Annotated in this window: 12 protein-coding genes and 1 tRNA gene; 7 read left to right on the top strand and 6 right to left on the bottom strand. The window is 37.4% G+C overall.

The features are described 5' to 3' along the window. The first annotated feature begins 49 nt into the window (after window positions 1-49). Window positions 50-925 carry a methylenetetrahydrofolate reductase [NAD(P)H] gene (gene metF / locus J3U14_RS05235; RefSeq protein ID WP_267350199.1) on the top strand — a complete coding sequence of 292 codons (876 nt, stop codon included), beginning with the start codon at window positions 50-52 and terminating at the stop codon, window positions 923-925. Window positions 926-962: 37 nt separating this feature from the next. Here the strand turns inward: metF and J3U14_RS05230 are convergent. The 3 genes from J3U14_RS05230 to carA form a co-directional block, all read right to left on the bottom strand. Next, window positions 963-1,039 (bottom strand) — tRNA-Met (locus J3U14_RS05230). A 386-nt stretch (window positions 1,040-1,425) separates the two neighbouring features. Further along, a complete protein-coding gene (gene carB / locus J3U14_RS05225) occupies window positions 1,426-4,641 on the bottom strand; it encodes a carbamoyl-phosphate synthase large subunit (RefSeq protein ID WP_267350201.1) in 3,216 nt (1,071 codons plus the stop codon). Between the two features lies 1 nt (window position 4,642). After that, on the bottom strand, window positions 4,643-5,803 hold the full coding sequence (carA, locus tag J3U14_RS05220; RefSeq protein ID WP_267350203.1) for a glutamine-hydrolyzing carbamoyl-phosphate synthase small subunit: 1,161 nt from the start codon (window positions 5,801-5,803) through the stop codon (window positions 4,643-4,645). Window positions 5,804-6,071: 268 nt separating this feature from the next. On the opposite strand from carA, the gene argF reads away from it, so the two are divergent. Together argF and J3U14_RS05210 are read left to right on the top strand one after the other, a co-directional pair. After that, entirely contained in the window at window positions 6,072-7,082 is a 1,011-nt protein-coding gene (argF, locus tag J3U14_RS05215) for an ornithine carbamoyltransferase (protein WP_267350205.1), read from the top strand. Window positions 7,083-7,179: 97 nt separating this feature from the next. Then, window positions 7,180-7,683 (top strand): phosphatidylglycerophosphatase A, encoded by a 504-nt coding sequence (locus J3U14_RS05210; protein WP_267350207.1) that lies wholly within the window; start codon window positions 7,180-7,182, stop codon window positions 7,681-7,683. A gap of 109 nt (window positions 7,684-7,792) precedes the next feature. On the opposite strand, the gene nadK is transcribed toward J3U14_RS05210, so the two are convergent. Continuing rightward, window positions 7,793-8,671, bottom strand: a complete 879-nt coding sequence (nadK, locus tag J3U14_RS05205) for an NAD(+) kinase (RefSeq protein ID WP_267350209.1) — start codon at window positions 8,669-8,671, stop codon at window positions 7,793-7,795. A 157-nt stretch (window positions 8,672-8,828) separates the two neighbouring features. On the opposite strand from nadK, the gene grpE reads away from it, so the two are divergent. Beyond that, the gene (gene grpE, locus J3U14_RS05200) at window positions 8,829-9,413 is read left to right on the top strand and encodes a nucleotide exchange factor GrpE (protein ID WP_267350211.1); all 585 of its coding nucleotides are present in this window, start codon (window positions 8,829-8,831) and stop codon (window positions 9,411-9,413) included. A 93-nt stretch (window positions 9,414-9,506) separates the two neighbouring features. On the opposite strand, the gene mobB is transcribed toward grpE, so the two are convergent. Further along, the gene (mobB, locus tag J3U14_RS05195) at window positions 9,507-10,013 is read right to left on the bottom strand and encodes a molybdopterin-guanine dinucleotide biosynthesis protein B (RefSeq protein ID WP_267350213.1); all 507 of its coding nucleotides are present in this window, start codon (window positions 10,011-10,013) and stop codon (window positions 9,507-9,509) included. An 85-nt stretch (window positions 10,014-10,098) separates the two neighbouring features. Here mobB and J3U14_RS05190 point away from each other — a divergent pair, with 85 nt between their 5' ends. Beyond that, entirely contained in the window at window positions 10,099-11,127 is a 1,029-nt protein-coding gene (locus J3U14_RS05190) for a threonine aldolase family protein (protein ID WP_267350214.1), read from the top strand. 24 nt (window positions 11,128-11,151) lie between these two features. On the opposite strand, the gene mobA is transcribed toward J3U14_RS05190, so the two are convergent. Further along, complete coding sequence (gene mobA, locus J3U14_RS05185; protein ID WP_267350215.1) at window positions 11,152-11,736, bottom strand: molybdenum cofactor guanylyltransferase MobA; 585 nt, start codon at window positions 11,734-11,736, stop codon at window positions 11,152-11,154. Window positions 11,737-12,022: 286 nt separating this feature from the next. Here mobA and J3U14_RS05180 point away from each other — a divergent pair, with 286 nt between their 5' ends. Together J3U14_RS05180 and J3U14_RS05175 are read left to right on the top strand one after the other, a co-directional pair. After that, the gene (locus J3U14_RS05180) at window positions 12,023-12,289 is read left to right on the top strand and encodes a YihD family protein (protein ID WP_065558498.1); all 267 of its coding nucleotides are present in this window, start codon (window positions 12,023-12,025) and stop codon (window positions 12,287-12,289) included. A 16-nt stretch (window positions 12,290-12,305) separates the two neighbouring features. Further along, window positions 12,306-13,007, top strand: a complete 702-nt coding sequence (locus tag J3U14_RS05175) for a DsbA family protein (protein WP_267350218.1) — start codon at window positions 12,306-12,308, stop codon at window positions 13,005-13,007. Window positions 13,008-13,045: the final 38 nt, after the last annotated feature.

The raw sequence follows: 13,045 nt of genomic DNA, 5'->3' as shown, positions 1-13,045 counted from the left end.
GCGGAAATGTCAGTAAGGACAATCGTTGGCACACGAATGGATGAAACAAATGAAAACAAATTTACTTTTTAATAAAAAAACGGTGTTCTCTTTTGAAGTGTTTCCACCTAAAAAAACGTCGCCTTTAGAGACTATCTATAGCACATTACGCGAACTTGGCTATTTTAAGCCTGATTTTATCAGTGTAACTTATGGCGCTGGTGGCAGTTTGAACGGTCAAACCACTATTGATATTGCCCACTCGGTCAAACACACTTATGGCATTGAAAGTGTCGCTCATTTACCTGGTATTAATTTTGATAAAGCAGAAATGCAAAAAATTCTACATGATCTTAAATGTGCTGGTATTGATAATGTGCTTGCCTTACGAGGCGATATTAATCCTAATATTGCGCCTAAAGATGATTTTCGCTATGCCAGTGAATTGGTCTCATATATTAAAGAAAATGGGGATTTTAATGTAATAGGTGCTTGTTATCCGGAAGGGCATCTTGAAACCTCAACCCTAAAACAAGATTTGATACATTTAAAAGAAAAGGTGAATGCAGGTACCGATCAGTTAATCTCACAGCTCTTTTTTGATAATGACTATTTTTATACTTTTTTAGATAAAGCACATGATATGGGAATTAACGTACCGATAGAAGCAGGTATTATGCCGGTGACCAATAAAAACCAAATAGAGCGCATGGTATCGATGTGTGGGGTTAATCTTCCGAAGAAGTTTAAACAGATGATGGAAAAATATGAACATCATCCTGATGCATTCCGTGATGCAGGAATTGCTTATGCTATAGATCAGATTGTTGATCTTGTTTCACAAGATGTTGATGGTATCCATTTGTATACGATGAATAATAGCTATATTGCCAGAAGAATCAGTGAGGCAGTATCAACGTTACTTGCAGTACCTAAATCGGCATAATGTGTAACTAATAGAAAAAGCTGAAATATTGAAGAATTGGTTGCGGGGGCTGGATTTGAACCAACGACCTTCGGGTTATGAGCCCGACGAGCTACCAAGCTGCTCCACCCCGCGTCAAAGAGGTCGCTATATTATAGTATTAAAATAATAAAGCAATACCTTTTTGGCGCAACTGCCCCATTTTTGAACACATTATCTATAAATAGACACTTTCTTTACTAAAATGTATGCCTTTTCTTAAATTTTTTAGACAAAAATCACTTTGTTTTTTAATTAAAAGCTAGGCTGCTATTTATTGCATATTAGAGTAATTGTTATTTATTCAAGCAAGAAAAGAAAAAATGTCTAATCAATATCATGATTATGTTTGCGTGGAAAGGTTAAATTAACGCTACCATTTAAAAATATCCTTAATACTATATTTTAATAGTATTAAGGTTTTTGTTCTCAGCACTTCTGTTAGCCACTATTTTTTTACAGGCTTACTTTTTACCCAATATTTATGCGTAAAGTGTTTGCAGTGAAACAACATATTGTGCTGGATCGCAGTCTAATGCAACCGTTGTGGCATAAGCGGCGTTCATCGTTGTATCATAGTGAACTTTGTACTGTATTGCACTACGACGCAGAATTTTCGATGCTTCAATGGCTGCGCGTCCCGAAGTGGTATTAAGAATATAACTATATTCACCGTTTTTGATATGGTTATGAATATTCGGGCGTCCTTCGTTTTCTTTTTTGACCATTTGGCATGGTATGCCAGCTTGTTGTAATGCCTTAGCGGTGCCAAAAGTCGCATCAATACTAAACCCATGCGCAATTAATCGTTTAGCGATCGCTAACAAGCGAGTTTTATCTTGATCACGAACAGATAACAAGGCTTTCCCCGATTTTTTCATATTCGATAAACTACCTAATTGTGCTTTAGCAAAAGCTTCGGCAAAGGTTTTACCGATTCCCATTACTTCACCTGTGGAACGCATTTCTGGCCCTAAAATTGGGTCAACGCCACTAAATTTATTAAATGGTAAAACCACTTCTTTTACTGAGTAATAAGGTGGAATAAGCTCACGGGTCATGTTTTGTTTAGCAAGTGTTTGACCTGTCATGACTCTAGCGGCTATTTTGGCAAGTGGCAGTCCTGTTGCTTTCGACACGAATGGCACGGTGCGAGCAGCTCGAGGGTTGATTTCAATCAAATAAATTTGATTATCTTTGACGGCAAATTGCCCATTCATCAAACCTTTAACATTAAGTTCCAAAGCTAACTGTTTGGCTTGTTTGCGCAATTTGTCTAAAATGTCCGGACTTAATGTATAAGTGGGTAATGAACAAGCGGAATCGCCTGAATGAATACCCGCTTGCTCAATGTGCTCCATAATGCCGCCGATCATAATTTGTTCGCCGTCGGCAATCACATCAATATCAACTTCAATTGCGTCATCTAGAAAGTGATCAAGCAATACAGGCGCATTGTTAGATTCGCTGATAGCAGTTTTAAAATATCGCCTTAAATCGGATTCATTATAAACAATCTCCATTGCCCGACCGCCAAGCACGTAAGAGGGTCTGACCACTAATGGATAGCCAATCTGTTCGGCTTTAATGACGGCTTCTTCAATATCAGTCACGGTAGCATTAACCGGTTGTTTCAAATTTAGTTTTTCGACAATTGCTTGAAAGCGTTGACGATCTTCAGCCTGATCGATTGCATCAGGTGAAGTACCAATTATTGGTAATCCTGTTGCTTCCAGTGCTCGAGCCAATTTAAGCGGTGTTTGTCCACCGTATTGGACGATTACACCGTTTGGCTTTTCAACGCAGGCAATTTCTAGCACATCTTCCAATGTAACAGGCTCGAAATAGAGTCGATCTGAAATATCATAATCAGTTGATACCGTTTCAGGATTACAGTTAACCATAATGGTTTCATAACCATCTTCACGTAATGCTAGTGCTGCATGCACGCAACAGTAATCAAACTCAATACCTTGCCCAATCCGATTAGGTCCACCGCCTAATATCATAATTTTGGGGCGATGAAATTGTGGTTTGGCTTCGCACTCTTGTTCATAGGTTGAGTAAAGATAAGCCGTATCGGTTGAGAATTCTGCTGCACAAGTATCAACCCGTTTATAAACCGGATGAATATGGTATTGGTTTCGTCGATCACGAACGTCTTGCTCTTTAACATTCAGCAGTTTAGCGATTCGTAAATCTGAAAAACCTTTACGCTTAAGTTGCCATAATGATTCTGAATTAAGGCTAGCTAATGATTGCGATTTTAGTTGGTTTTCAAGGCTGATAAGTTCTTCAATCTGCACAAGAAACCAGCGATCAATATTGGTTAATGTGAAAACGTTGTCTAAACTGAAACCGGCTCGAAAAGCATCCGCAATATACCAAATTCGTTCAGCCCCAGCTTCTTGTAGTTCATAACGTATTTTGTTGAGGTTTTTTTCATCATCATAATTGTCAATTTTCGGATCAAAACCACACGCACCAACTTCAAGTCCTCGTAGCGCTTTTTGTAATGATTCTTGAAAAGTGCGCCCAATCGCCATGACTTCACCTACTGATTTCATTTGTGTTGTTAAGCGATCATTACAACCGGCAAATTTTTCAAAGTTAAAACGTGGAATCTTAGTGACGACATAGTCGATCGAAGGCTCAAATGATGCCGGTGTTCTACCGCCTGTAATATCATTGGCGAGTTCATCAAGAGTATAACCGACTGCCAGTTTGGCGGCGATTTTAGCGATAGGAAAACCAGTTGCTTTTGACGCTAATGCGGATGAGCGTGATACCCGTGGGTTCATTTCAATGACAATCAAGCGTCCAGTTTTGGGATCGACCGAAAATTGAACATTTGATCCGCCTGTTTCTACCCCAATTTCACGAAGTACCGCTATCGAGGCATTACGCATGATTTGATATTCTTTATCAGTCAAGGTTTGAGCTGGGGCAACAGTAATGGAATCGCCGGTATGAATGCCCATAGGGTCAACATTTTCAATTGAACAGACAATTATGCAGTTATCATTTTTATCTCGCACAACTTCCATTTCGTACTCTTTCCAACCGATCAATGACTCATCAATCAGTAGTTCTTTCGTTGGTGATAAATCTAATCCTCGAGTACAAATTTCATCAAATTCTTGAGTATTATAAGCAATTCCACCACCGGTACCGCCCATCGTAAATGAAGGACGAATAATGCAAGGAAAGCCCACTTGTTCAAGTACGGTATAAGCTTCTGTCAGTGAATGGGCAATACCCGAACGAGCCGTATCAAGACCAATTTTTTTCATGGCTTGATCAAAACGTTTGCGATCTTCGGCTTTATCAATGGCGTCAGCAGTGGCACCGATCATCTCAACATTAAATTGTTTTAAAATACCACGTTTTTCAAGTTCCAGAGCGCAGTTAAGGGCAGTTTGTCCTCCCATTGTGGGTAAAATCGCATTGGGTCTTTCTTGTTCGATAATTTTGCTCACCGTTGTCCAATGAATAGGTTCAACGTAGGTTGCATCTGCCAGTTCAGGATCGGTCATAATGGTGGCAGGATTAGAATTCACTAAAATAACCCGATAGCCTTCTTCACGTAGTGCTTTGCAGGCTTGTGCGCCTGAATAATCAAATTCACATGCTTGACCAATAACAATCGGGCCTGCGCCAATAATTAAAATAGTGTTGATGTCTGTTCGCTTAGCCATGTTATTGCTCCTGCTGGTAAAATTTAATTAACTCTATAAAGTGATCAAAAAGCGGGGCGGCATCATGTGGTCCAGGACTGGCTTCGGGATGTCCTTGAAAACTAAAAGCGGGTTTTTGATTATGATGAATACCTTGTAATGAGCCGTCGAATAGGGATTGATGCGTAACACGTAAGTGAGCCGGTAAACTGTGTTCATCAACGGCAAAACCATGATTTTGCGCGGTAATTATGACACGATCATGCTCAAGATCTTTAACCGGATGATTTCCACCATGGTGACCAAATTTCATTTTTATGGTTTTCGCACCACATGCTAGCGCTAACAGCTGATGTCCAAGACAGATGCCAAATATCGGAATATTGGTGGTTAAAAACTGTTTAATGGCATCTATGGCATACGTACACGGTGCTGGATCGCCAGGCCCATTAGATAAAAAGATACCATCAGGATGTAATGCTAAAACTTGTTCGGCACTCGTTTTAGCCGGCACAATGGTTAATTTGCAACCCCGTTCAACTAACATTCGTAAAATAGTTTGTTTAACACCAAAATCATAGGCAACAACATGATAGGGTAAAGCACTTTCAGGTTTTGGTGTTGGATGCTCATTTTGTCTTGTCCAAATGCCTTGCGTCCAACAATAACTTTTAGCACACGTTACTTCTTTAGCTAAATCAAGTCCGGTTAATCCTTTAAAATTGAGAGCTATTTGTTTGGTTGCTTCTGCATTTTCGAGTAAAGTCTGTTTATCTTTGCCCGTTACAATAACGCCATGTTGTGCGCCTTTTTCACGTAAAATACGGGTTAAACGGCGGGTATCAATATCGGCAATAGCAACAACATTGTGTTTTTTTAGATAACTGGAGAGATCTTTTTCACAGCGATAATTACTGGCTAATAGTGGCAAATCACGAATAATAAGTCCTTTTGCGTAAACTTGATTTGATTCAGCATCTGCATCATTAGTGCCCACATTACCAATATGTGGATAAGTTAAAGTAACTAATTGTTCACAGTAAGAGGGATCGGTCAATATTTCTTGATAGCCAGTCATTGAGGTATTAAAAACAACTTCGCCAACAGTTTGACCTTCAGCGCCGATAGATGTACCGATAAATTGTGAACCGTCTTGTAATATAAGGAGGGCATAAGTTTGCATGATTAAAAAGACCTTTAAGAATAAAAAATCATTATATATGAATAAAAATTCATTGCTATTAATCTTGAGAAGATAATATTTAGCCATTTTATTACACTTTTTTATACAAAAAAAGCAATATTATTAAAATTAATTGAATAATAATGTCTCATTTTTGAGACTTGTAACGAATCACATAAATTATCAAAGATATTATTATGTTTAGCTTGAAAGTGAATAATTATTCAAATAGAATGGCGTGAATAATAATCTCGATTAGGAGCTCGTCATGCACGGTTTTTATCAGCGCCACTTTTTACGTTTACTCGATTTCACCCCAAGCGAAATTAATCAATTAATCGATCTTTCTATTCAATTAAAGCACGCTAAGCAACAAGGCACTGAAAAAAAACATCTGATGGGTAAAAATATTGCCTTAATTTTTGAAAAAGACTCAACCCGTACGCGCTGTGCTTTTGAAGTGGGCGCATTTGATCAGGGTGCCCAAGTGACCTATTTAGGTCCAAGTGGGAGCCAAATAGGCCATAAAGAATCTATTGCAGATACTGCCCGTGTATTAGGACGGATGTATGACGGTATTGAGTATCGAGGTTATGGACAAGATATTGTCGAAACTTTAGCGAAGTATGCCGGTGTCCCAGTGTGGAATGGATTAACCACCGAAGCACACCCTACACAGATTTTAGCTGACTTTATGACCATGAAAGAACATATCGGCAATCGGGCATTAAGCAGTGTCAAATTCGCCTATCTAGGTGATGCGCATAATAATATGGGGAATTCGTTAATGGAAGGCGCAGCTTTAATGGGTATGGAGATTCGTTTAGTGGCGCCTAAAGCGTGCCAACCCGAATCGGAACTGGTCAAAAAGTGCCAAGATATAGCAAAAACGACAGGGGCTAAAATCATTTTAACAGATGATGTCGCTGACGGTGTAAATGGCGTTGATTTTCTCTATACCGATGTGTGGGTTTCCATGGGAGAACCTAAAGACGTTTGGGATGAACGGGTCAAACTGTTAGCACCTTATCAAATTAATAAAAATGTGATTAATCTTACTCATAATCCCGATGTGAAATTTATGCACTGTTTGCCCGCTTTTCACGATATGAATACCACCGTCGGCAAGCAAATGGCAGCGCAATATGGTTTAATAGATGGTTTAGAAGTGACTAACGATGTATTTGAATCTCGACACAGTATTGTTTTTGATGAAGCAGAAAATCGTTTACATACCATTAAAGCCGTAATGGTTGCAACGTTAACCAAAGACGAATAATATAATACTCATCAATAAAAATGCTAATTAACTATCAGCATTTTGCTATGTTTGCCGACGTTAAGTCGGCATCATTTTATCAAATTTAAAAGCAAACATGACAAAACAAGCACGTAATAAAGATTTTAAAAAACACTTAAAACTTACTAATCCGATCCATTTTTTAGCGGTGGGATTAGGAAGTGGCTTATCCCCAATTATGCCTGGCACAATGGGGTCATTAATGGCGATTCCGCTGTGGTTGTTATTTAACGAGTTACAACCGATTTTATATTGGATCTTTATTATTGTGACATTTATGTTTGGCTGTTTTCTTTGTCAAAAGACATCAGATGATACGCATACGCATGACTCAGGGCATATCGTTTGGGATGAATTTGTTGGTATGTGGATAACGCTATTTTTTATTCCACAATATTCACTACTATGGATTGCGATTGCTTTTGTTGCTTTTCGAGTATTTGATATGGCAAAACCTTGGCCTATTCGTTGGTTTGATAAGCGTGTGCCCGGTGGTTTTGGTATTATGGTGGATGATGTAATTGCAGCGATTTTTTCATCCCTGACTGTTTATGTGTTGGCTTATGTGATTCCCTGCTGATTTAAAACAACAGCATTTTTACCTTCTTGGTATGCTCGCAGATTAAAATGATTACCTGCGAGCCATAATCGATAATGATTTTCTGTCTAAAAGTGGTTAGCTAAATGATTTAATACATTTTTTGTGACCAACCCAATTTACTGGAAAGGTTATTAAAATAATCATAATCTTTAGAATGAATTAAATTAAATTCATATCCAGAACGGCGAATAATAACATCATGGCTTGGTTTGACCGGTAAAATAATTTGGCTATCGCAAGCAATATTCAAATCTAATGCAGTGGTTGGAAACTTAAGATGGATAGGGTTATCACTTTTGATGACTAATGGTCTTACCGCCAATGAGTGTGGAAACATTGGTGTAATAATGAGTGCATCTAAGTGAGGCGCTAAAATTGGTCCACCAGCAGACAAGGAGTAGGCGGTAGAGCCGGTTGGGGTTGCAATAATTAAACCATCCGCACGCTGTGAGAATGCATTGCGTTCATTGATATACACATCGTAATCAATCATATGCGCAACCGTGTTGGGCGTAACGACAATTTCATTAACAGCAAAACCGGAATTGATGAGATTGCCATTATCATAAATTGAAACTTCAAGTAAAAAGCGAGGGTCATCGTCATATTTTCCGGCAATAACTGGACTTAACTGTTCCACGACTTGCTCATGCGAAATGTCGGTTAAAAAGCCCAAATTACCCCGATTCACACCGATTACTCTAATTTTATAGTGTGATAAATAGCGAGCCGAACGCAACATATTGCCATCGCCACCAACAACAATGGCCAGATCAGCTTGTTCTCCAATCGTATCCAAATTGGCATAGACATTGGCTGGAAATTTAATAAATTCCGCTAATCGGTCTTCAACTAAAACACGAATACCTAATTTGATTAACCAATCATAAAGCACTCTGTGGGTTTCGATAGCGTCTAATTTGCGTGGAATGCCAACTAAACCAATACATTTAAATGGTGCACCCATAAAATATCCTTGTCATTTTTTTATTTAAGTATCATTGATTTTTTTAATTAAAAATAAAAAAATATATATTAACCTATAGAGATAACCTTGCAATAACAAAAATCGTCCCCATAATAACCTTAATTCACTAAGTTTTCGACTATATTTGGAGTACCTTATGACAGAGCAAGACAAGAACATGTCAGAAAATGAACCTAACATTGATGTAGCGGTAGAAGAACCAAAAGAATCAGAAGCGCCAGCTGAACCGAATTACGAGGAGCAATTAAAAGCGAAAAATGCACGTATTGCTGAATTAGAACAGGCATTACAAATTGCGAAAAAAAATGAGAGTGAGGCGATGATTCGTGCCCGTGCTGAGATTGATAATGTTCGTAAACGTGTTGAACAAGACGTTGATAAAGCACGAAAATTTGCGTTAGAAAAATTTTCGAATGAATTGTTGCCAGTTATCGATAATTTAGAGCGAGCTTTAGAATCTACCGATAAAAATAATCCTGAACATCAAGCAACTGTTGAAGGATTAGAGCTTACCTTAAAATCATTTTTAGATACCGTCAAAAAGTTTGGGATTGAGGTGATTAACACAGTAGATTCACAATTAAATCCTGATGTTCACCAAGCGATTAGCATGGTTGAATCGCCAGATCATCAATCTGGTCAAATCGTCAATACCATTCAAAAAGGTTATACCTTAAATGGTCGTTTAATTCGTCCGGCAATGGTGATTGTTGCGAAATAAATAAGCGATTATGCTGAGATAAAAGGGAAATCGAGTATTTCCCTTTTTTGTTTCGGTTTGCTTAAAAAGATAGGTTAATACACCCTTTATCTTTTATTTATGCTGTTTTGGCAATGATAAAAATCCTTTTATAAACTCAACGATTGGAGCGGCTTGATTGATATCAAATACAGGTAGCTGACTCTCTAATGGCTCATCACTGGCGATGGCTAAGGTATATTCGTCAATATATAGCTGAGGTTGATTTGTATGCCGATGACAAATAATTTTAGGTATTTTCTCTTCTTTAAATCCTTCAACCAAAACGATATCGACATGGCTAAATTGGTTAATAAGTGTCGATAAATCGACAGGATTGTTTGGGGTCTCTTCAATAAATGCATAGCGGTTATCACAAGCAATAATGGTTTGTAAAGAACCGGCTTTTCGCAGTTCATAACTATCTTTTCCGGGAATATCTAGTTCAATATTATGATGCGCATGCTTTAACGAGCCTATGCGAAAACCCTGTTCGACCAATAAAGGAATTATTTTTTTGAGTAGGGTCGTTTTACCACTGCCACTATAGCCACTAATTCCAATCATTTTTGTATTGTTCATAGACTCTCTGCTTTATCGTGTTATATTGAAGATGCGATTAATATAACATCATATTAAAAAATGAAGGCGGAATAAAGGTAATGATATGTATGATTTTTTGAATGATTATAACCAAACAGTGCATCCAAGCTTGTTAAAAAGCTTTGTTGAAACGACCAATAAAAAGTTAAGTGGCTATGGTTTAGATGAGTGCTGTCATCAAGCTAAAGAAAATATCAAAAAGCGTCTAAAATCGCCGAATGCAGATATACATTTTATGCCAGGCGGAACTATCACGAATTTAACGGTTATTTCGCATATTTTAAAACCTTATCAAGCGGTTATTGCGACCGAAAGTGGACATATTAATGTGCATGAAACAGGGGCGATTGAAGCAACAGGACATAAAGTATTAACGGTGAAAAGCCAAGATGGAAAATTGACGCCTGAATTGCTAAAACCCGTTTTGGCACATCATCGTGATGAACATATGGTACAACCTAAATTAGTGTATATTTCAAACACCACCGAACTTGGTACTATTTATAGTAAGCAAGAGCTTAAAAAGCTATATCAATTTTGTCAAAATAATCAACTTTATCTGTATTTAGATGGTGCACGTCTGGCAATGGCATTAGCCGCAAAAGATAATGATCTAACCTTTCCGGATTTAGCTAAATATACCGATGTTTTTTATATAGGTGGCACGAAAGTGGGGGCATTTGCGGGTGAAGCATTGGTGTTTAATAACCTGACGATTAACCAAGATTTTCGATTTAGTATGAAGCAAAAAGGCGCAATTTTAGCTAAAAGTTGGATTGTTGCCGTACAAATGAATGCGTTGATGCAAAACAACTTGTATATCAAACTGGGTAAGCATAGTAATTATATGGCAGATAAACTGCAAACACTGTTTGAAAATGCTGGATTTTCATTCTTAAGTAAACCACAAAGCAATCAATTATTTGTTAGTGTGCCAAAACGATTAGCCAAGAAAATCCTTGCATATTATTCGGTCGATAATCTTGGGGCAATTGATGAGGCGCATATCGGGTTACGTTTTTGTACTTCTTGGGCAACACAGGATGTTGAAATAGACGATTTTGCTAAACACCTAACAAAATGGAATAAATAGCAGTTTAATCTAGAAATAAGAGATTTATTTTTTTGATTGAGTGAGTTGCTCAAGTATCTCAGGGGTATTAATATTGGTAAAACATGATGGTTTATCACTAAAATCGACAGCATAAGCATTGATTTGTTGTAAAAATAACATCAATTTACGTTCACCTTGTGCCAAATAAGCTTTAAGTGGGGTAATTATGGTTTTATGAATCAATAAAATGGTTGGATGATGATACCGCCCGTCAAAGGGATAAATAGCGTAATGTGTCGTGGTGTGTTGGGTTAAACGAAAGATTAAATCGTCAGGTAAAAAAGGCGTATCACAACTGACAAATAAGTTCCAGTCGGTAGTGCTACGTAATAACCCACTGTAAATGCCGGAAAGGGGGCCATGATAACCCGCTAAATCATCAATGAAGGTAGGATAGCCTGCCTTTTGATATTGATTTAGATTGCGATTACAGTTAATCATGATGAAATCTGTTTGTGATTCAATACGATCAATTACATGTTGATAAAGTAGTTTACCATTTAGCTGTAATAATCCTTTATCGTTACCGTTCATTCGGGTACTTTTTCCGCCAGCTAAGATAATTGTTGTAATAGGTAGTTTGCCCATAAAATGTCTCTGTTTCACATTGCGAAAAATCTAAATAGCATTACTATATAGCAAAATTAATTTAAGTTATAAGGGAAAATAGACTTATCACAATTATTTCATTGACATTAAATGGTATTGAAAGATAAGTCGATACCCATGACTTTTAACGTGTCGTTTGTATTTAATAAAAAGAATCGCTACTATTGTTTATGTTTCTGTGACAGAATTTATAGCGTTAAATATTTAACATTAATTTTATCTCATCATCTTCAATTAATTTGAAGTATACAAAAAGGTATGAATTATGAAATGTCATCGTATTGATGAATTAATGGAGTTATTACAGGCAGCTTGGGAAAAAGACTCAGATCTGAATCTGTTACAATTTCTTGCACAATTAGGGCAAGAAGCAGGTTTTGAAGGCGACTTAAAAGAGTTAAGTGATGAGGTTCTGATTTATCATCTAAAAATGCGTGACGCTGATAAAAATGAAGCTATCCCCGGTCTGAAAAAAGATTATGAAGATGATTTTAAAAGTGCCTTGTTAAAAGCGCGTGGCATTATTAAATAATAAGGAGAATTGACTAATGAGAAAGACGTTTATTGCTTTGGGAGTATTACTTTTTTCGGTAAATAGTTTTGCAGAGCAAGCCCCCGCAAGTATTGACTCTAAGGAAGATCAAACACCGACTATTACGGCACCATTAGCACCGATTGAAAAAGGTGTTCAGTATGTTGTACTACCGACTAATCCATCACCAGACAAAGAAGTGATTGAGTTTTTTTCATTTAATTGTCCTAGTTGCTACCGATTTGAAACAAAATATCATGGTGCACAACTTATCAGCAAGGATTTACCAGAAGGGGTAAAATTTAAACGTTATCATTTAGAGGATTTTGGACCACTTGCCAAGGAACTTGCTCAAGCATGGGCGATAGCTAATGTACTTGGTATTCAAGATAAAGCTTCAGACGCTTTTTATCAGGCAATACAAGAAGAGCGTAGCATAAAAACTGCTGACGACATCAAAGCGGTATTTTTAACGTTAGGTGTGGATAGTAAAACGTTTGATGAAACGAAAGACAATTTTTTGGTTAAAGCTTTTATGGCACAACAAACCGATGCCATTAAAGAATTGAAACCAAACTCAATACCTTCTGTTATCGTTAATCGCAAGTTTTATGTCAATTCCAAAGGACTTAATATATCTGATGAACAAGCATTTATTAATGATTATTTAAGAGTGACTTCGTTCTTAGTCGGCTTAGATCCGAAAACCAAAAATTAAGCGAGTGTCATTGATTAAAACATCTGTTTTGAGTGCGA

The sequence above is a fragment of the Gilliamella sp. B3801 genome (assembly GCF_026536645.1).
Taxonomy (GTDB): domain Bacteria; phylum Pseudomonadota; class Gammaproteobacteria; order Enterobacterales; family Orbaceae; genus Gilliamella; species Gilliamella apicola_I.
The sequence above is the reverse complement of the archived record's forward strand: the minus strand, read 5'-3'. Positions and strand labels throughout refer to the sequence as shown.